Source organism: Cobetia sp. 5-11-6-3 (assembly GCF_013374055.1).
Taxonomy (GTDB): domain Bacteria; phylum Pseudomonadota; class Gammaproteobacteria; order Pseudomonadales; family Halomonadaceae; genus Cobetia; species Cobetia marina.
This window is the reverse complement of record NZ_BLWJ01000004.1, coordinates 92560-112576: the sequence shown is the minus strand read 5'-3', so window position 1 is coordinate 112576 and position 20017 is coordinate 92560. Positions and strand designations below refer to the sequence as shown.

The following is a 20017-nucleotide window of genomic DNA, read 5'->3' as shown; positions in this document are numbered from 1 at the left end:
AGCATGTCTGTACAACATCTTCCCCTGCCCCGTCATCCTGATAAGTGGTCCCCTCGCCATGAGCAATATTGAAAAGCTGTTGGAGCAGAACAAGGTCTGGGCCAAGTCCATGACCGAGCGCGATCCTGACTTCTTCAAGCGACTCTCCGACCAGCAGAATCCGGACTATCTGTGGATCGGCTGTTCCGACTCACGCGTCCCCGCCAACCAGATCATCGATCTCCCGCCGGGTGAAGTCTTCGTTCACCGCAACGTCGCCAACCTGATTCACTACAACGACATGAATGCGTTGTCAGTGATCCAGTACGCCGTGGATGTCCTCAAGGTCGAGCACATCATGATCGTCGGCCATTACGGTTGTGGTGGTGTACGCGCTGCCATCACCGGCGGGGACAACGGCATGGTGGACTATTGGCTGCACAGTCTGCGCGAGCTCTACAACCTGCATCACGCCGAGCTCAAGGACTTGCCGCTGGACGAACAGGTCGACCGCATGTGTGAGCTGAATGCGCGTTCTCAGGTACAGAACCTGGCGCGTACCAAGATTCTCCAGCGTGCCTGGGAGCGCGGTCAGAATCTGCAGATCCACGGTTGGGTCTATGGCCTCTCGGATGGTCGCGTCAACAACCTGGAGTGCACCATCAGCGGTCTCTCCCAGGTGCCGAACCTCTATCGGGTTGACCGCCTGACGCCTGTCGCCGGCAGCAAAGAGTAAGTGAAATGAGTAAGTGAGCAGGCGCACCCTGCTCTGCCTCCACGCCTGAGGCTTCTCGGCTCGTCAGCGGTGCGCCACCCACACGCCTTCCTTTCGGGAGGCGTGTCACGTTGCAGCGTTGATTTCGGGTGTATGACGCCCGCGAGACTGCGCACAACGACTAGACCTTAGTCGAGAATCAAGCCTCGCACCAGAACGGTGCATCTCATCGTTTCCTTCCAGGCAATCTCGGATTCCTCGTCCGGGAACGCCGCCTCGTCAAGAATTTCCCCGCCGTCATCTCCGCAAGACAGGCTCCATCGTTTGCCCGACTCGCGGGAGGACACGATGGCGTGACTCTCTTGCCGCCTTTCGATGAGCCAGGATGCATATCGCCATCAAGCCATTGAATTGAATAAGAATATCTCTTCAACCCCCTTTGTCGGGATGCCATCACCAGTCACGCTCTCCCCACGTGACGCAGGCAAGAGACTTAACCAACCGCCCTGAACGACACTTGCCATCGTCCAACGAACGCCATGCAAGACGCCCTTGCCTCGTGATGCACCAGCAACGTGTGTGTTGCGCTTTTGTCGACACCGCTATTCACGGCCTGAATCTGGCTAGTCAACATTTCGATTGTCTCTGTGCGGCGTGTCTCACTACTGTGAAAGCGCATCCTTGCGTGTCGCCCTGAGGGAGACAATGCGAAGAGAGCCACAAGAACAACCAAACATCACAAGCAAAGGGAAGCTCATGACCCGTCAGAATGCCTTCCAGTCCCTCTTCCAAAAGAAGACCCTGTGCGCGCTGATCGGCAGCGCGACATTGGCCATGGCGACACCAGCCCTGGCCGAAGATGTCACCTTGCGCATGGCCTACGACGCAGACCCGGTCACGCTCGATATCCACGAGCAACTCTCCGGCGGCACTCTGCAGCTGTCGCACATGGTCTATGACCCGCTGATTCGCTGGAACAAGGATCTGGGCTTCGATGGCCGTCTGGCCAAGAGCTGGGAGCGTGTCGATGACAACACCATGCGCTTCCATCTGCGCGAAGGCGTCAAGTTCCATTCCGGCAATGATTTCTCCGCCAAGGATGTGGTCTGGACCATCGAGCGCCTCAAGAAGAGTGCTGACTTCAAGGCCATCTTCGCACCGTTCACTGACGTCAAGGCAGTGGATGACTACACCGTGGATCTGGTGACCGACAAGCCTTTCCCGCTGGTGCTGAATGCCGCCACCTACATCTTCCCGATGGACAGCAAGTTCTATTCCGGCGAGACCGAAGACGGCAAGGCCAAGGATGAGATCGCCAAGGCCGCCAACACCTTCGCCTCACGCAACGAGTCCGGTACCGGCCCCTACAAGGTCACTGACCGTCAGCAGGGCGTGAAGATCAGCTTCGAGCGCTTCGAGGATTACTGGGATACCGAATCCCCGGGCAATGTCGACGACATCGTGCTGACGCCGATCAAGGAAAACGCCACCCGTGTCGCGGCGCTGCTCTCCGGCGACATGGACTTCATCGCGCCGGTACCGCCGACTGACCTGGAACGCATCCGCAAGCAGGATGGCGTGCACCTGGTCGAGATGGGCGGCACCCGCATCATCACCTTCCAGATGAACCAGGAACGTGTCGAAGCCTTCAAGGACAAGCGTGTCCGCCAGGCGGTCAACTACGCCATCAATCAGGAAGGTATCGCCCAGAAGCTGATGAAGGGCTTCGCGACCCCCGCTGCCCAGATGTCGCCGGATGGTTATCAGGGCCACAATCCTGAGCTGACACCGCGCTATGACGTGGCCAAGGCCAAGGAGCTGATGAAGGAAGCCGGTTACGAGGATGGCTTCAAGATCAGCATGATGGCGCCCAACAACCGCTATGTGAACGACGCCAAGATCGCTCAGGCCGTCGCGTCGATGCTGGCCAAGATCAACATCACGGTAGATCTCAAGACCCTGCCCAAGGCCCAGTACTGGCCGGAATATGATGCACGTGCGGCCGACATGATGATGATCGGCTGGCACTCGGATACCGAAGACAGCGCCAACTTCTTCGAATTCCTGACCTTCTGCCCGGATGCCGACAGCGGTGTCGGTCAGTACAATTCCGGCAACTACTGCAACCCGGACGTCGACAAGATGGTCACCGAGGCCAACCTGGAGACCGACACCGAGAAGCGCGCCAAGATGTTGCAGGCTGCCGAGAAAGCCGTCTACGACGATGCTGGCTTCGTGCCGCTGCACTGGCAGAACCTTGCCTGGGGCGCGCGTGATGGCGTCAACATCGAGCCGGTCCTCAACGTGATGAACTTCCCGTACCTGGGTGATCTGGTCATCGACCAGGACTGATCCCACGCCGTGAGTGAGCGACAGGCACTGGACCGTCTTGCATCGTCCAGTGCCATGTTCCTGGCCACGCACCCCTCGCGACAGGCAAGTCAGGCAACCGGAGATAGGCAACGTGAGCTCTCTGGTTGCCCTGCTTGGCTGAAGGCGACGACTTACCCCCGCCTGTTCCTTCCCCTTGGTCATCGCCTCTCGGTGATGGGTTGGGGAGCCTGTGCCCGATGACAGGCCAGCGACAGGCGGGACTCCTGACACCCAGCGCGATTGGCCAGCCAGACCAGGCCGCCGCGCGCGAGACCGTGATGTTCACGAGGAAGGTGGCGATCCATGATTGCCTTTCTGATCAAACGCCTGATGCACGCCGTACTGGTCATGTTCGTGATCAGCATCATCAGCTTCGCCATTCAGGACAACCTGGGCGACCCGCTGCGCGAGATGACCGGCCAGGCCGTGTCAGAAGCCCAGCGTGAAGTCATGCGCGATGAAATGGGGCTCAACGACCCCTTCATCACCCAATATCTGCGTTTTGCCGGCAATGCCCTGCAAGGGGATCTCGGCACCTCGTATTTCTACAAGCAGCCAGCGACCGAGGTGATACTCAAGCACCTGCCCGCCACGCTGGAACTGGTGATGGCCTCGAGCCTGATCATCATCCTGCTCTCTGCCCCCATCGGCGTGTTCGCGGCGATCCGCCCACGCAACTGGCTGTCACGCCTGTTCATGGGCACCTCGATCATCGGAATCTCGGTGCCGGTGTTCCTGACCGCCATCGTGTTGATCCAGCTGTTCGCGATCGGCGTCACGGTGGACTGGTTCCCCGGTGATACCCCCTGGGGCAGTGTGCTGAACGGCATGCTCTCCACCGATGGCGGCATGCCCTCCTACGGGCGGGGTGAGCTGGTCCATGTGGCAGGCCCCTGGTCCAGCGGCTTCTTCACCGCCGATGGCCTCTGGCATCTGGTACTGCCGGCCATCTCGCTGGCCTCGATCATGCTGCCGCTGTTCATCCGCCTGATTCGCGCCGAGATGATGGAGGTCCTGCAGTCGGACTACATCAAGTTCGCACGTGCCAAGGGGATCGGCCTCAAGCGCATCTACTTCCTGCACGCACTGAAGAACACCATGCTGCCGGTGATCACCGTCGGCGGCGTGCAGATCGGCACCATGGTGGCCTACACCATCCTGACCGAGACCGTCTTCCAGTGGCCGGGCATGGGCCTGATGTTCCTCGAGGCCATCACCCGCTCCGACATTCCGCTGATCGTGGCCTACCTGATGATGGTCGGCGTGATCTTCGTGATCACCAATACGCTCGTCGACCTGATCTACGGTCTGGTCAACCCCACCGTCAAGCTTGCGGGGAAATCGGCATGAGCCATTCCACTTCCGAGACCCATACGCCCGTCACCCCGAAGACCAGCTCCATCGCGGTGCCCGGACGCTGGCAGCGCTTCCGTGAGTCCTATCTGGTCTACAGCTTCAAGCGTGACTGGATGGCCCAGGCCTGCCTGCTGGTCTTCATCGCCATGGTGCTCGGGGCCTTTCTCGCCCCATGGATCGCCCCGGCGGACCCCTATGACCTGGCCACCATCGACATCATGAACTCGGAGCTTCCGCCGGCGTGGATGGCGGGTGGTGATCCGGCCTTCCTGCTGGGCACCGATGCCCAGGGGCGGGATCTGCTCTCCACCATTCTGTACGGCACGCGCGTGTCGCTGCTGATCGGCTTCGGTGCCGTGATTCTGCAGGCGTTGCTCGGCGTGACCTTCGGGCTGCTGGCGGGCTATCTGGGGGGACGTGTCGATGCCTTCCTGATGCGCATGGCGGATATCCAGCTGTCGTTCTCGACCCTGATGGTGGCCATCGTGGTGGGTGCCATCATCAAGGCGACCTTCGGTGGCGCCGCCTTCTCGGACTATGCGCTGATCCTGCTGATCCTGATCATCGGGCTGGCGGAATGGCCCCAGTATGCGCGCACCGTCAGGGCGTCCGTGCTGGCGGAGAAGAGCAAGGAATATGTCGATGCCGCACGGGTGATGGGCTTCCGTTCCCGCCGCATCATGTTCCGCCACATTCTGCCCAATACCCTGTCGCCGATCTTCGTCATCTCCACCGTGCAGATCGCCAACGCGATCATCTCGGAGGCGGCGCTGTCCTTCCTCGGCCTCGGCATGCCGGAAACCCAGCCGTCACTGGGCTCATTGATCAAATCCGGCTTCGACTATCTGCAGTCAGGCAGCTGGTGGATCACGCTGATTCCCGGTGGCGTGCTGATTCTGCTGGTACTGGTGATCAATCTGCTGGGCGACTGGCTGCGTGACGTGATGAACCCCCGCCTCTACAAGGGCTGAAGCCGCGAGGAATCAAGACAATGGCATTACTTGAAGTCAACCACCTCGATGTCCGCTTCGCCATGCGAGGCGGCGAGGTCCGCGCCCTGCGTGACGTCAGTTTCACGTTGGAACGTGGCGAACGCCTGGGCATCGTGGGCGAGTCGGGGGCCGGCAAGTCGGTCGCCGCCTTCACCATCCTGAATCTGATCGCCAAGCCCGGCTACATCGCCGGCGGCGAGATCAAATTCGATGGCGAAGTGCTCAACACCATGAAGCCCAAGGCGATGCAATCGATTCGCGGCAATCGCATCTCGATGATCTTCCAGGACCCGATGATGACGCTGAATCCGGTGCTGACCATCGGCGAACAGATGATCGAGTGCTTGAAGGCGCACCGCCGCATCTCCAGCAAGGATGCGCGCGCCATCGCCCTGCACAAGCTCAATCAGGTCTTCATTCCCTCACCGGAAAAGCGTCTTGATCAGTACCCGCACGAGCTGTCCGGTGGCATGCGTCAGCGCATCATCATCGCCATCGCGTTGCTGCTGGACCCGGACATCATCGTCGCCGATGAGCCGACCACCGCACTGGATGTGACCATCCAGGCCGAGATCATGGAGCTGCTGCTGCTGCTGTGCGAGAAGCACAATGTCGGGCTGATCCTGATCACCCACGACCTGGGTGTCGTCAGCCAGGTGACCCAGCGCACCCTGGTGATGTATGCCGGCCGTGTGATCGAGCAGGGCCCGACCCGCGAGATCATCAATGATGCTCAGCACCCCTATACCCAGGGGCTGATCAACGCCCTGCCCCAGATGGCCACGCCCGGTAGTCGCCTGAATCAGATTCGCGGCTCGATGCCCACGCTGACCAAGATTCCGGCTGGCTGCGCCTTCAATCCGCGCTGTGATTTCGCGGCGGATGTCTGTCATGAGCAGGTGCCCGCCTTCGTGGCATCCGGCAATTGCAAGGTGGCCTGTCACATGGTGCAGGCGATGGTGAAAGGAGAGTCGTGGACCCCGATCGTCACCGATGCCTCCCAGGCTCCCCGAACGGAGGTGAACGCATGAGTCAGGCCATTCTCACACCAGAGGAGCGTCTCGCCAGCGGGACAAGTGCCGCGCTCGGCGACACCCTGGTCGAGATCCGTGATCTCGAGAAACGCTTCTCGCTGTCCGGTGACTTCCTCGAACAGCTGACCTTCGAGAAGGGACGCCTGCGGCGCAAGCAGGAGTACGTGCATGCCATCAATGGCGTCACTCTCGACGTCAAGCGTGGCGAGGCGTTGTGTGTCGTCGGCGAGTCCGGCTGTGGCAAGTCGACGGTCGCACGTACCGTCATGGGACTGCTCAAGCCCAGTGGCGGGGAGATACGGTTCGACGGGACACGTATCGATGACATGGCACCCAGGGACCTGCTGCCCTATCGCCGTCGCATGCAGATGATCTTCCAGAACCCCTATGCGTCGCTCAATCCCCGCATGACCATCCAGCAGACGCTGGAGGAGCCGCTGCGCTTCCACCAGCCGACACTGAAGGATGGTGAGATCCGCGACAAGATCGAGGAGGTGATGCGCTCGGTGGGGATCGACCCGGATTGGGGCAAGCGCTATGCCCACGAGTTCTCCGGTGGCCAGCGCCAGCGCATCTCGATTGCCCGCGCACTGGCGGTGGACCCCGAGTTCATCGTCGCCGATGAGCCGATCTCGGCACTGGATGTCTCGATTCAGGCTCAGGTGCTCAATCTGATGATGGATGCGCAGGAACAGCGGGATCTGACCTACCTGTTCATCACCCACGATCTTGCCGTGGTAGAGCACTTCGGGACACGTGTCGCCGTGATGTACCTGGGGACCCTGTGTGAGCTGGCGGACACTCGCTCGCTGTTCGCTCGCCCCAGACATCCCTACACCCAGGCACTGATGTCGGCGATACCGCGCCTGCATGATGACAAGCCCAATCACATCCGCTTGGAGGGTGAGGTGCCGACCCCGGTGAATCTGCCATCGGGCTGCGTCTTCCATGGCCGCTGCCCGCATGCCAATGAGCGCTGCCGTCGGGAGATCCCGCGCTTGATCGCCATCGAGGGTGGTCAGGTGGCCTGCCATGCCGTCGAGGAAGGCAGAATCGACTGAGCGGGACACCTGCCCAGATGCCACTCCGTGGTGAGTCGCCCCGTGCCTCAGGGCCCGGCCCTCGGGGCACGGATGGCGATTCCAAGGCAGCCGGCGCAAGCCGACTGCCTTGCCGTCTGATGACATGCCTGGCGTGGACTTTCGGGTAGACATCGACGGATCGACGATTGCATCCCACTCTCGGTCTAGGGCAACATCTCGCAGATCCGATATTGACCAAGGGGTCAATCCGCCCGGTAGCGAATCGTCACGATGAACGCTGCCGGGCATGGCGCCATTGACCTCCCCGCAAGATACCCTGGTGTGACACGTCCGCAGAGATGTGCGCCCGACCTCCTGACATGGCCTGTTGACAGGCCGACGAGGCACACCGAATCCATGGAAATACGCTGGCTCGAAGACTTCATCGTTCTGGCTCAGACCCGTCACTTTTCACGGGCAGCCGATGCACAGAATGTCTCTCAGCCCACCTTTTCTCGCCGTATCAAACTGCTGGAAGAGGAGATGGGCACCACATTGATCAATCGTCAGACCTTGCCACTGTCACTCACCCCTGCCGGGGATGAGTTTCTCCAGCTGTGCGAGCAGATTACCGAGCGGGTACGCATCACGCGTGAACGTCTGCAGGACATGGCCCAGCAGCAGGCCAGCAAGATCTCGCTCGGTGCGCCGCAATCGCTGGTATCACATTTCCTGCCCGAATGGCTGGATCAGCACCAGCTGCGGGAGCAGGTGTTTCCCTATCTGCGTGCGACGGGCTGGCTGGCGGCGGATTACTTTCATGGTCTGGATCGCGGCGAGTGTGATCTGGCCATGTGTTACTGGCCTCAGGCACGTGTGGATCTCGGCTTTGAACTGGACAGCTACCAATACCTGGTGGTCGGTGAGGAGTGCTTCATCCCGCTATGTGCGCCCCAGGCGGATGGCAGCCCGCTTCACCCCCTGCCGGGCACGCGTCGCAATCCCTTGCCGTTCATCAGTCCTCACCCCCGCGCCGTCATCGCGACCTCGTTGACGGCTCACCTGGCTCAGGTGCCCGTCCAGGCACACCTGGTGACCATGAACGAGAACATCCAGGCAGCCAACATCAAGGCACTGGTGCTGCAGGGCTACGGCATCGGCTGGTTGCCACAGCGTCTGGCGGCCGCGGAGATGGCCAGCGGGCAACTGGTGCGCGCCGGAGATGAACGCTGGGATCTGCCACTGCATATTCGACTCTATCGCCCGCGTGAGCCACGTCACGCCAGCGTCAGTGAGCTATGGTCGCGGCTTGGCAAGCCACCGGAGTCCGGCGGACTGACCTGAAGGACTCGCCGGCGACAGCACAGCTCTGAACCACATTGACATAAGGAAGACAGATGTTCGAACCTCGCCTGAATGACCCCGCACTGACCCATGCCGAGGCACATCGCGCGCATCTGGCGGCGCTGCAGGCGCGCTATGAGCTTGCCATGCAACAGCATGATCTGGACGCCATCGTGCTGCATAGCGGCAAGCCGAAACGGCATTTCGCCGATGACCAGGATGCCAGCTTCAAGTCCCATGCTCACTTCCTTCACTGGGTGCCGATGGCAGGCCTGAGCGATAGCTGGCTGCTGGTTCGACCGGGTGAGCGTCCGACGCTCTATCTGTATGCCCCCGATGATTTCTGGCACCTGTCGCCCACGTTGCCGACGCCTGACATCGCCCCCTGGGCTGCGTGCTTCGAGATCGTGCATCTACGCAAGCCGACACTGCCGAAGCGTCCCGAGGGCCGCGTGGCGCTGGTGGGTGAGATCGCCGAGCTTCAGCCGGAGGTGGTCAGCGAGCTTGGGGCGCTGCCCAATCCGCTCGGGCTTGTCCGTCAGCTGGACGAGGGGCGCGTCTGCAAGAGCGAATTCGAGATCGCCTGTCTGAGAGAGGCCAGCCTGCGCGCTGCCCGTGGCCACCTGGCTGCCCGGCGGACCTTCATGGAAGGCGGTGCGGAACTCGATATCCAGCTGGCATATCTCGGCGCGTCCCGCCAACGCGAATCCGATGTGCCCTACGGCAATATCGTCGGCCTCAACGAACATGCCGCGGTACTGCATTACCAGCACTATGGCCTGAAGACGCCTGATTCCCGCCGCAGCCTGCTGGTGGATGCCGGTGCCAGCGTGCACGGCTATGCCTCCGATATCACCCGCAGCTGGGCGGGTGATGACGCGCTGCCCCTTTACCGCTCACTGATCGAGGGCGTGGAGGCACTCCAGAAGCGCCTGATCGCCAGACTGGCGCCCGGGGTCGATTACGTCGAGCTTCACCTGGAAATGCATCGTGAGCTGGGGGAGCTGCTGCGTGAACTGGGCGTGGTTTCCCTGCCTGCCGAGGAGCAGGTCGCACAAGGCATCACCGCCGCCTTCTGTCCGCATGGTCTCGGGCACCTGCTGGGGCTACAGGTGCATGATGTCGCGGGTCGAATTCCGGATCACACCAGCGGTGAGGTGCGTCACCCTCCGGAAGGTCACCCGATGCTGCGCCTGACCCGCGTACTCGAGACCGGCATGGCCCTCACCATCGAGCCGGGATGCTACATCATTCCCATGCTTCTCGAGCCACTGCGCAACGATGCACGGGGCGAGGCGATCAACTGGTCACTGGTAGACGCCCTGGCGCCTCATGGCGGTGTCAGAATCGAGGACAATCTGGTCATCACCGCCGATGGCGCCGAGAACCTGACGCGCAGCCCCGACACCGGATTGTGAGCAGCGCAGTGACCTGACCGACGACGGCGCATCATGCTGCAGTGCAACTAGCAGTGACCGATGGATAATGAAATGATGCAGCCAGCCCTGGTATCAGACGTAAAGAATCACTGAATGGAAGTCAGGAAATCCTGGCATGTGGCGCGCGATGCCCCTGCTCGGGATTTCCTGTCTCTGGAGTCAGCGTCATGCCTCATTCGATCTTCACCTCCGAGTTCCGGCCCGCTCTGGGGTTGCGCAATCGCCATGTCCAGACCTTGCTGCCCCGCCTGCTGCCTCGCGCCCCGCTGTCTCGCCGCACCGAGATACTCAACCTGCCGGACGGTGATTTCGTCGAACTCTCCTGGGTGACCAGTGATGGCAACAGCCGTCGCGAACGGGAAGTTGAACTGTCCGATGACGCCCCGCTGTTCGTGCTGTTCCATGGCCTGGAAGGCAATCTGGAGTCACCCTACGCTCGGGATCTGCTCAATGCGGCAGCGCGTCTGGGGTGGCGGCCCGTGCTGATGCATTTCCGGGGATGCGGACAATCGCCCAACCGACTGCCGCGGGCCTACCACAGTGGTGACACGGCGGATGCCTACTGGGTTCTGGGGGAGATGGGCAGGCGTTACCCTCATGCCCTCAAGGTGGCCTGTGGCGTATCTCTTGGGGCCAATATGCTGCTCAAGCTGGTGGCGGAACAAGGCGGAGATGGGCTGGACCTCGCCGGGGCGATCGCGATCAGCGCACCACTGGATCTCGCGGCAAGCTCGGATGTGCTGAATCAGGGCAGCTCGCGACTCTATCAGCGACATCTGCTCAAGAGCATGAAAGCCAAGGTGGCCGCCAAGCTGGCCAACGGGCCGCTGCCCATCTCCATCGGTGCACACCAGCTGACGCAGTTGAACAGCTTCTGGGCCTATGACAACGAAGTCACGGCGCCCTTGCATGGGTTTTCCTCGGCCAGTGACTACTACTCCCGTGCCTCGGCCGGCCGGCTGTTGCGAGACATCGAGCTACCGACCCTGATATTGCAGTCGCTGGACGATCCCTTCATGCCTCGTGATCTGTTCTCGCGGTTTCCGCAGCCCTCTGAAGCGGTGCGGATCGAGTTGAGCGAACGCGGCGGGCATGTGGGCTTCATCGAGTGGCGGCGCGGTCGCCTGTCGTCCTGGCTGGCACGCAGAATCACGCGCCAGCTCACGGATTGGTCAGCATTGTCACACTCCCGTCAGCGTCACAGTGTTCAGCAGGAAACGCTGTAACTGACGTTGCCTGCCGCCTCGTTCGAGCACCTGCCGCGTGACTGACGGTATGTATCGTGGGGCGAGCCCGCGGAGATCTCCGCGGGTCAGATTTACAGACGTCTTCCGGCCCGAAGACGCTGATCTTTCCGTAAAGGCAATCAACATCAAGATAACGGTATATGGAGAGAAGGAGGATTGCACTGTCGCGATGCCACGAGGATGGTAGACTGCGCGCCTGATACCTAGGCTATTGGTCTGATAATGAACCTCATTTTTCGTCTGGTACTCGGCATCGTCGCCGGTGTACTGCTGGGTCAATGGGCCCCGGACATCCTCGTGCGAAGCCTGCTCACCTTCAAGGTGCTGTTCGGCGAGCTGCTGGAGTATGCCATCCCGTTGATCATCCTGTTCTTCATCATGAGCGGCATCGCACGTCTCGAGCGCTCCTCCGGGCGGCTGCTGGCACTGACCATGGTGCTGGCATATGCCTCTACCACGCTGGCCGGATTGATGTCGGCGGTGGTGGGTCTCGAACTGGTGCCACATATCGTGAGCCACACCCAGATGCCCGCCAGTCACCCGATGGTGCTCCAACCTTATTTCGCGCTGGACATCCCCCCCTTGACCGACATCAGCACTGCACTGGTCACGGCTTTCCTGTTCGGGATCGGTATCTCCGCCACCGGCCATGATGGCCTGCGCAATCTTGCCGACGGTGGTCGTGACATCGTCGAGCGCTTCATCGCCAAGGCACTGATACCGGCATTGCCCTTCTATATCGCCGGACTGTTCTGCGAGATGACCATCGCCGGCACGGTGGCCAACACGCTGAAAAGCTTCGGCATGATCCTGATTCTCGCGCTGACCCTGCACTGGCTGTGGCTGAGTCTTCTCTACCTTGCCAGTGGCATGAGTACCGGCCGTGTACCACTGGTGGCGCTACGCAACATGTTGCCAGCCTACTTCACTGCCGCCGGCACCATGTCATCCGCCGCGACGATCCCCGTGACCGTGCGCCAGACGCGCCTGAATCATATCTCGCCCTCGGTCTCGAGCTTTGCCATTCCGCTGCTTGCCACGATCCACATGTGTGGCAGCGCCATCACGCTGACCATCTGCGCCATCGGAGTCATCCTGGTGACGCCGGCATTGCCACAGCCCGACCTGATGTCGTTGTTGCCGTTCATTGCCGCACTCGGGGTTACCATCATCGCTGCGCCGGGCTCGCCTGGCGGCGCCGCGATGACATCGGTCGGAGTGCTCCAGAGTCTGCTGGGGTTCGATGCTGCCGCCGTCGGCCTGATGATGGCGCTCTATCTGGCGCAGGACAGCTTCGGCACCGCCTGCAATGTGGCGGGTGACGGTGCGCTGGTACAGTGGATCGATCGCTTCGCCGAAGCCGAACAGGATCGCCAGCGGTATCGCTGAAGCCGAGACGACGGGCGGCATCGCCTCAAGCAGAAGGTCAGGCCGCCTGCCCGGTGACATCGGTGCTGGCTGACGCCATGACCGACTGGAATCCAGAGTTGCGCCATCCAGCCCTTATGGTCGCGTCCCCTTGACCGCATGTCAGAGCTGTTCTTTCGACGCGGCCATGGGGATTCACCTTCCCCGTGACGATGATGGATTTCATTCATGACACGGGGCAATCACGCATGACTCCCTCCGACACCTCTTCCTCGACCCCCAGCGACGGCATCAGCAGCGCCCTGGTGATGCTGTTTGCCTTCTGCTGCGGCGCGATCGTCGCCAATGTCTATTACTCGCAGCCGATCATCAACATGATCGCGGGCGACATCGGACTGTCAGAAAGCAGCGCCAGTCTCATCGTGGCGCTGACCCAGGGAGGATATGCGCTTGGCCTGCTGTTTCTGGTACCGCTGGGCGATCTGCTGGAAAACCGCCGGCTGTTGATCACCACGATCCTGATCTCGGCGGCGAGTCTGGTACTGGCGGGGCTGGCGGATGCTCCCTCCTCGTTTCTGCTCTGGTCATTGCTGATCGGTGTCAGCTCGGTCTCGGTGCAGATCCTGATCCCGCTGGCGGCTCACCTGTCTGCGGAACAGAGCCGTGGCCGCGTGGTCGGCAACATCATGAGCGGATTGCTGCTGGGCATCCTGCTGGCACGGCCCGCCTCCAGCCTGCTGGCGGATCACTTCGGCTGGCGCTGCATCTTCTTCGTCGGTGCCGCCTTGATGCTGCTGGTCGGGGGCGTGGTATGGCGGGTGGTCCCCAGCCGCCAGCCACGCCATACCTCAAGCTATCCCGCGCTGCTCAAGACCCTCGGCAAGTTGCTGCGTGATGAACCGGTACTGCGTCGTCGCTCCCTCTACCAGGGGCTGATGTTCGCGGCATTCAGTCTCTACTGGAGTGCCGTACCGCTCGAGCTGGTCAACGAACACGGCTTTTCGCAGACGCAGGTCGCGCTGTTCGCCCTGGTGGGGGTGTTGGGAGCTGTCGCCGCCCCGATCAGCGGACGCCTGGCAGATGCAGGCCACACCTCGATTGCCACCGTAGGCGCCCTGGTACTCGCCAGTGCCAGCTTCGCGACGGGGCTGATGCCGATGACTCTACAGGTCGTTGCACTGGCCGTGACGGGATTGCTGCTCGATTTCGCGGTACAGACCAACATGGTCCTCGGCCAGCGCGCCATCTATTCCCTCGACCCCGAGAGCCGTGGCCGCCTGAATGCCATCTACATGACCAGCATCTTCGTCGGCGGTGCGATCGGCTCGGCGCTGACCAGTCTGATCTACGCCCATCTCGGCTGGAATGGCATCATGGCGATCGGTGGCGCCTTGCCGCTCGTGGCACTGGCATGGCTGCTAGTGAGTCGCTCAGGTAGCCAGGATGAGGCCTCCCCCACGACGGACTGAGACCGGGCGATCGGCCGTCGCCCAGCAGGCGGACCCAGCAACCAGAAAGCCTCATGGCAGGCGTCGTGCTGACGGTCACCATGAGGCTTTCGCGTTTCTTCAGGGCAGCGCAATCAGGGCAGACCGTTCATGCGCTCGCCGCCCGCCAGCTAGCCGATCGGGCAGCTGATCCCCGTGCCCTTCAGGCCACAATAGCCGCCCGGATTCTTGGCAAGATACTGCTGATGGAAATCTTCCGCGTAATAGAATGTCTCGAGCGGAGCGACCTCGGTGGTGATCCGTCCCAGACCGGACTGATTGAGCGCCTGCTGATAATCCGCCAGGCTTTTCTCGACGATCTCACGCTGCGCGTCATCGACGTAGTAGATCGCACTGCGATACTGGCTGCCGATGTCATTGCCCTGACGCATGCCTTGCGTCGGGTCGTGCGCTTCGAAGCTGGCACGCAGGATTTCCGGCAGACCGATGACCGTCGGATCGAACACCACACGTACCACTTCGGTGTGTCCGGTCTTGCCGGTACAGGTCTCCTCGTAGGTCGGGTTCGGCGTATGGCCGCCAGCATACCCGACGGCCGTCACCACGACGCCCGGCAGCTGCCAGAACAGACGCTCCGCGCCCCAGAAACATCCCAGTCCCAGCACGATCTCCTCACATCCCTGGGGATAGGGAGGTACAATCGAGCGCCCATTGACGTGATGGGTACCCATTATCTGCAGCGGCTGTTCGCGCCCCGGCAAGGCATCTTCTGCCGAGGGAATGGCCTGCTTGTCTTGCGTCTTCCACATGGCGGACTCTCTCCTGTGTCGCGTCGTGCAATCGTGTATAGGTTCAATGATGTCATCTCTGCCCCCCAAGATCTGCCCCTGCCAGCCCAACACCGCTGAGGCACGACGCTACGTCGATTGCTGTCAGCCGATTCATGCGGACATCACCCTCGCCGAACGCCCTGAGCAATTGATGCGCGCCCGCTACAGTGCCTTCTGCCTCTCGCTGAGCGACTTCCTCATCGACAGCTGGGACGCGGCACATTGCCCAGCACGCGCCGACCTGGAAGGTGCTGGCCCGCAATGGCTGGCGTTGGAGATTCTGGACAGCGGACAAGATGCCGATACCGGCATGGTACGCTTTCACGCCACCTTCTTCGAGCAGGGAAAGTTCCAACGATTGCAGGAACTTAGCCGCTTTCATCATGATGGCCATCACTGGCGTTATGTCGACGGTGATGCCGAGTGGCAGACATTGACGCCAGGGCGCAACAGCCTGTGTCCCTGTGGCAGCGGCAAGAAGATCAAGCGTTGCTGCACGGCATGACGCTGACCGTCAGCGCCTGGTGCTGACGCGCACGATCACGATCTCGGGCATAAGCCCTGCAAGCCCTGCAAGACGCGCCCTGCAAAACAATCCTGAAAAACGCCCTGCAAAACGAAACAGCCCCCACCGACGCTATCGATGGGGGCTGAATCTGTGGCAATCAATTGGCCTGGCGTGTCATCTGTCCTTGCCGACTCTGGGCGCCAGCTCACTGCGACCCAATGAGAAGCTGTAGAGCAGATCCACGGCCTGCGCCGTACCGGACACCGCTTCGGCATACAGATTGCGGAACAGCTTGTAGCGCAGCGTCAGCTCCGCGATCGGCGAGAACAGCCCGACGCCGTAACTGAGCTTCAGATCCGGGGCGATATAGCCGCTGACCACCACCTGGCTATCATCCCCGCTACCGGAACTGTCCAGACTCAGATCCCTCACGCCGAAGGTTTCGCCGATCTGTCCGACCACCTGACCACTTTGCGCCAGCGACATGCCGATCAAGGCGGACGTGACCGCACTGTCACTGCTGGTATCACTGTCCAGGCCTTCGCCGCGCAGCAGATAGCTCAGTGCCGATGACTCATCCATCGTCGGGTCCGAGAAGATCTCGATGCTGGGTGAGGAGGCAAGCCCCGTCACACGCACCCCTGCGGTCACGTCGTCCTCGGTGTTGTCAGGATCACGGATCGCCTCGATATTCAGACGCGGACTCGAGGGCGGACCGGCCAGCAATACCTGCCCCTTGCTGATCTGCAGGTCCTGCCCGAAGCTCTTGTAGGTCCCGTCGACGAGATTGACCTCACCGAAGACCTGCACGCCGCCCTTGGACTGACGCACATCGAGATCGCCTCTGAGCCTGGTCTTGAGCCCCATCGCCTCCAGGCGAGCATCTGGCCCGATATGGATGCCGATCCTCACATCCAGCGCCATGCCGGCCTCATTGAGCGCCTTGGCGGTATCGCTGCCATCCGCCAGCTCAGCCGGGTTGGAGGTGTCCTCATCACTGGGACGCTCGATGATGATGGTGTCACTGGAGGGTGACACGGCAGACGGCGGCACCTGATCCACTTCGATGCGTGTCCACGGCACATTGACGTCACCTCGCAGTTTGAGCAGCGTGGGGCTGGCATTGATCTCGAGATCCGGTGCGACGCGCATGCGCCCGATCCCGGCGATATTGAGCTCGAGCGGATTCTTCGCACCGTCGAGATTCACTGCCGCCGTCCAGTCATCCAGGGTCGGCCAGGCCGCCTCGCCATCGATACCCCAGCGCGCATCATTGCCCACCAGATACCCATCGATATCGGCACTGTTGCCATCGAAGTCGACGGTGAACTGGGCATCCGACAGCGACACCGGCAGCCCCTCACCCTGTACCTTGACGCCGGTCAGCGCGATCGGGCCGGTCAACGACGGCAGGCTCAGATTGCCGCCGACCTTGACGTCACCCGCCAGCTTGCCCTCCAGCTGAGTCATGCCCGCCACCAGCGGACGATACGGTGAGAGATCGATGTCGCGAATGGCCAGCGAGCCATCCAGCTGACCTGCGCCCGCCGGGTCGAGGACCGACACGGTGAGCCCGATGCCGCCAGCACTGTCGAGGCGAATCTGGGTATCGAGATCAGCCTTCTCGGGCGTGGCCTCCAACGCCAGTTGCAAGGTGGTTTCCGGCAGCGACCAGGCATTGCCATCGGCGTCTTCCCCGGCCAGTGTCAACTTGCCTGCCAGCTCCGCATCCGCATTCCAGCGTTGGCCACCCTGCTTCCAGCTTGCCGTGATCTTGCCGCCCGTGGCACCACCGATGGTCCAGCTCTCCGGCATGGCGCTCTGGGCCATGTCCAGGGGAATCCCCTCGAGCGTCACCACGGCCTGGCCGTCATTGCCCGCACTCAAGGGCTCAGCGACACAGATCTGCCCCCCCTGTTCCCGACTCAGACAGAACGGCTGCACCAGCACGCTGCCCTTGGCGAGATTGGCATCGAAGCGTGCCGGCGTGTCGAAGTTGAAGTCACCGAAGTCGGTATTCGCCGTCAGCGGAGACAGCGCACCGCGATAATGCTCACGCGCCTTGTCGAGCCCGCCCTTGAGGGTCAATCCCAGACGTGACAATGGCATCTCGCCGGCCATCTCGGTATCGAACTGCAAGGTGTGGTCGCTCAGGAAGCCCCCCAGCGTCAGCGCGACCGTCGCGATCTGCTGTCCGCCAGCCCGAACGCCGTCGGCGTTGAGGGCGATATCCAGTGCCGGGTCATCCACACCACGCTTGCGGGCATCGACCCCGGCGGACAGCGCCATGTCGGAGATACGATTCTCCCCGATCTGCAGGCGTCGTCCCGTGAAGTTACTCGCCAGTCGCGGCTTGTCGAGGGTGCCCGTGGCATCGATCTTGCCCTTGAGCTCACCCGCGACATCCGGCATCAGGGTCGAGAGCGCCGGGAAATCGATATTGGCGGCAAGCGTGATGGTCTTGGCAATCTTGCCGTTGGCGCTCAGGCGGTTCTGCCCCTGGCGCAGCTCCAGCGCGTCGACGTTCCACTGCATGTCGGCATTGCCTGAAAGCTTGCCGGTCAGCGTGAGCGGCCGCTCGAGCAAGGTGCCATGGATATCCAGCTTGCTGACATCGACGGCCCACGGGCCTTGCAGTGGCTGATGGAAGCTGGCCGCGAGATTGCCGCTCAGCTCACCGCGCACGGCTTTCTGCCCTCCACCGGTCGGGGCCGGCAGCAGATCCTCGGGATGCAGCTTGTCGAGCGCCAGCTGGGCCACGACCCGGAGTCCTTCCTTCCACTGGATCTCGCCGCGGGTCGTCGCGGAGCCCCGCTTGAGCGCGATCTTGAGCGGCTGCCAACGGTAATGCTCGAGATCGCCGTCGCCTGCCAATGACACGGTGGCACGCGGAATGTCACGGCCCTCGATGATGGCATCCAGCGTGGTCGTATAGCCTGACAGTGAGCCCTTGGCGACCAGTGCCAGATTCTCGACGAGATAGTCAGGCGTGAAGGAGGCAGCGCCAGCGGAGGCCGTCTTGTTCTTGCCAGCGTTGGCTTGCGTCGCTGTCTGAGCGCCTTTCTGCGCATCCGCGGAGGCGTTATCAGAGGCATCAGCGACGGCAGCAAAGGGCCAGGTGATCCGTTTGGCGCTCAGACGCGCCTCGAAGGGCAAATCACTGTCCAGCACATCCGCGCTAGCCACAAGCTCGGCGGCCAGTGGTCCGTCGGCCTTGAGAGAGGCCTCAAGATCCGCCAGCGAGCCTTCAAGCGACAGGCGGAGCCTTTCATGACGCACGGGGTCGATCAGGGTCTCGGCATTGAGCGTGGCGCTCAGGGGATACTCGTCCTTGAGCGTGACCTGCGCCACGAGATCGGCATTCACGTCACGCGAGTCGACCTCGAGACGCGAGAGCGTGATGTCATGCCCTTCCGCCTTGAGCGCCAGCGACAGACGGCTGACCTCATACGGGCTCGGCCCTTTGAGCGCAAAGTCTTCAATGGCCAGATCAGGGACCTCGATGGTCAGCGGAATATAGACCTCCGGCAAGGCGATGCGCCCGGCCTGCGCTGTCTCATCTGAGGTCTTGTCTGCAGTCTTGCCAGCCGGCTCTGCGGCATCATCCGTGATGGCCTTGTTCGAGATGGCCTTATTGGAGATGGCCCTGGCGGCGCTCTCGGCTTGTGGCGCCACCCTCTGAGCGTTGACCACTGCGCTCGCCGCTTGCTGCGCCTCAGGCGTGAGGCTCACCCCCTCGAGACTCACAGTGTCAGACGTCGCTTGAGCCGCGATGGCATCAGCCGGAATGAAACGACTGGTGATCAAGCGTGTCTCGCCCAGCGTCAGCGTACTCACCGATAGCGCGGCCGAGGTATGGAAGTGATCGAAGGTGACGCGACTGCCATCCGCCAGCGCCAGGGCGAAGTCATCAATGGCGACCTTGCGCACCTCGATGGGAATCGGCACCACGATGGGCACGTTGAGACTCTCACCGCTCTCTGGCTCAGGCTCCTCGCTGGCACCGCTATCACTCAGGGTGATGGCGAGCCCGCTGGACTCAAGCGACTCGAGACACAGCTTGCCCTGGAGCAGACAGTCCTCGCCCCAGGCCAGCGACAGGGAATCGGCAGTGACGGCCAGTCCCGGCAGGTCCAGCGAGACGTCCTTGAGTGACAGCGCTTCCAGCGGTGAGCCTGAGGCCTGCGAATAATCGATGAAGCCACGTGAGCGTGCCTGATCGAGCACGAGCCCTGTGCCCCACGGAGACAACACGCCCCCGACCAGCAGCATCGTCAGCCCGATCAGGAACACGAGCAGCCATATCAGCAACCGGATGACCAGGCCGCCCCGACGTACATAGGGATTAGACAATTCCAACAT

General features: G+C 61.9%; 14 protein-coding genes. 12 read left to right on the top strand and 2 right to left on the bottom strand.

Annotation, left to right across the window (positions count from 1 at the left end):
• The first annotated feature begins 58 nt into the window (after window positions 1–58).
• From can to HXS66_RS08500, 11 genes are all read left to right on the top strand, one after another.
• On the top strand, window positions 59–715 hold the full coding sequence (gene can, locus HXS66_RS08550) for a carbonate dehydratase (protein WP_176503300.1): 657 nt from the start codon (window positions 59–61) through the stop codon (window positions 713–715).
• A 735-nt stretch (window positions 716–1450) separates the two neighbouring features.
• Entirely contained in the window at window positions 1451–3046 is a 1596-nt protein-coding gene (locus HXS66_RS08545; RefSeq protein WP_136937815.1) for an ABC transporter substrate-binding protein, read from the top strand.
• Between the two features lie 324 nt (window positions 3047–3370).
• Entirely contained in the window at window positions 3371–4417 is a 1047-nt protein-coding gene (locus HXS66_RS08540; protein ID WP_077376432.1) for an ABC transporter permease, read from the top strand.
• A complete protein-coding gene (locus HXS66_RS08535) occupies window positions 4414–5394 on the top strand; it encodes an ABC transporter permease (RefSeq protein WP_077376435.1) in 981 nt (326 codons plus the stop codon). Before HXS66_RS08540 ends, HXS66_RS08535 begins: the two co-directional genes overlap by 4 nt.
• A gap of 20 nt (window positions 5395–5414) precedes the next feature.
• The gene (locus HXS66_RS08530; protein ID WP_136937816.1) at window positions 5415–6446 is read left to right on the top strand and encodes an ABC transporter ATP-binding protein; all 1032 of its coding nucleotides are present in this window, start codon (window positions 5415–5417) and stop codon (window positions 6444–6446) included.
• Window positions 6443–7510, top strand: coding sequence for an ABC transporter ATP-binding protein (locus tag HXS66_RS08525; RefSeq protein WP_077376441.1), 1068 nt, complete (start codon window positions 6443–6445; stop codon window positions 7508–7510). The genes HXS66_RS08530 and HXS66_RS08525 overlap by 4 nt, the downstream gene beginning before the upstream one ends.
• A 378-nt stretch (window positions 7511–7888) precedes the next feature.
• The gene (locus tag HXS66_RS08520; protein WP_077376443.1) at window positions 7889–8815 is read left to right on the top strand and encodes a LysR family transcriptional regulator; all 927 of its coding nucleotides are present in this window, start codon (window positions 7889–7891) and stop codon (window positions 8813–8815) included.
• A 53-nt stretch (window positions 8816–8868) separates the two neighbouring features.
• Window positions 8869–10233, top strand: a complete 1365-nt coding sequence (pepQ, locus tag HXS66_RS08515) for a Xaa-Pro dipeptidase (protein WP_176503299.1) — start codon at window positions 8869–8871, stop codon at window positions 10231–10233.
• Window positions 10234–10421: 188 nt separating this feature from the next.
• The gene (locus HXS66_RS08510) at window positions 10422–11480 is read left to right on the top strand and encodes a hydrolase (RefSeq protein ID WP_077376448.1); all 1059 of its coding nucleotides are present in this window, start codon (window positions 10422–10424) and stop codon (window positions 11478–11480) included.
• A 243-nt stretch (window positions 11481–11723) separates the two neighbouring features.
• On the top strand, window positions 11724–12890 hold the full coding sequence (locus tag HXS66_RS08505) for a dicarboxylate/amino acid:cation symporter (protein WP_176503298.1): 1167 nt from the start codon (window positions 11724–11726) through the stop codon (window positions 12888–12890).
• Window positions 12891–13117: 227 nt separating this feature from the next.
• The gene (locus HXS66_RS08500) at window positions 13118–14338 is read left to right on the top strand and encodes an MFS transporter (protein WP_176503297.1); all 1221 of its coding nucleotides are present in this window, start codon (window positions 13118–13120) and stop codon (window positions 14336–14338) included.
• Between the two features lie 149 nt (window positions 14339–14487).
• Here HXS66_RS08500 and msrA read toward each other — a convergent pair whose 3' ends face one another.
• Window positions 14488–15126: a peptide-methionine (S)-S-oxide reductase MsrA gene (msrA, locus tag HXS66_RS08495; RefSeq protein ID WP_176503296.1), complete on the bottom strand. Its 639-nt coding sequence runs from the start codon at window positions 15124–15126 to the stop codon at window positions 14488–14490.
• A gap of 49 nt (window positions 15127–15175) precedes the next feature.
• On the opposite strand from msrA, the gene HXS66_RS08490 reads away from it, so the two are divergent.
• Window positions 15176–15652, top strand: a complete 477-nt coding sequence (locus HXS66_RS08490; protein ID WP_176503295.1) for a YchJ family protein — start codon at window positions 15176–15178, stop codon at window positions 15650–15652.
• 177 nt (window positions 15653–15829) lie between these two features.
• On the opposite strand, the gene HXS66_RS08485 is transcribed toward HXS66_RS08490, so the two are convergent.
• The gene (locus HXS66_RS08485; RefSeq protein WP_176503294.1) at window positions 15830–20017 is read right to left on the bottom strand and encodes a translocation/assembly module TamB domain-containing protein; all 4188 of its coding nucleotides are present in this window, start codon (window positions 20015–20017) and stop codon (window positions 15830–15832) included.

Bases quoted from the DNA above. Each gene is read 5' to 3' on its own strand.
- pepQ (WP_176503299.1), top strand. From the start codon at position 8,869: ATGTTCGAACCTCGCCTGAATGACCCCGCACTGACCCATGCCGAGGCA.
- HXS66_RS08545 (WP_136937815.1), top strand. From the start codon at position 1,451: ATGACCCGTCAGAATGCCTTCCAGTCCCTCTTCCAAAAGAAGACCCTG.
- HXS66_RS08510 (WP_077376448.1), top strand. From the start codon at position 10,422: ATGCCTCATTCGATCTTCACCTCCGAGTTCCGGCCCGCTCTGGGGTTG.
- HXS66_RS08540 (WP_077376432.1), top strand. From the start codon at position 3,371: ATGATTGCCTTTCTGATCAAACGCCTGATGCACGCCGTACTGGTCATG.
- can (WP_176503300.1), top strand. From the start codon at position 59: ATGAGCAATATTGAAAAGCTGTTGGAGCAGAACAAGGTCTGGGCCAAG.
- HXS66_RS08500 (WP_176503297.1), top strand. From the start codon at position 13,118: ATGACTCCCTCCGACACCTCTTCCTCGACCCCCAGCGACGGCATCAGC.
- msrA (WP_176503296.1), bottom strand. From the start codon at position 15,126: ATGTGGAAGACGCAAGACAAGCAGGCCATTCCCTCGGCAGAAGATGCC.
- HXS66_RS08525 (WP_077376441.1), top strand. From the start codon at position 6,443: ATGAGTCAGGCCATTCTCACACCAGAGGAGCGTCTCGCCAGCGGGACA.
- HXS66_RS08530 (WP_136937816.1), top strand. From the start codon at position 5,415: ATGGCATTACTTGAAGTCAACCACCTCGATGTCCGCTTCGCCATGCGA.
- HXS66_RS08520 (WP_077376443.1), top strand. From the start codon at position 7,889: ATGGAAATACGCTGGCTCGAAGACTTCATCGTTCTGGCTCAGACCCGT.
- HXS66_RS08535 (WP_077376435.1), top strand. From the start codon at position 4,414: ATGAGCCATTCCACTTCCGAGACCCATACGCCCGTCACCCCGAAGACC.
- HXS66_RS08485 (WP_176503294.1), bottom strand. From the start codon at position 20,017: ATGTTGGAATTGTCTAATCCCTATGTACGTCGGGGCGGCCTGGTCATC.
- HXS66_RS08490 (WP_176503295.1), top strand. From the start codon at position 15,176: ATGTCATCTCTGCCCCCCAAGATCTGCCCCTGCCAGCCCAACACCGCT.
- HXS66_RS08505 (WP_176503298.1), top strand. From the start codon at position 11,724: ATGAACCTCATTTTTCGTCTGGTACTCGGCATCGTCGCCGGTGTACTG.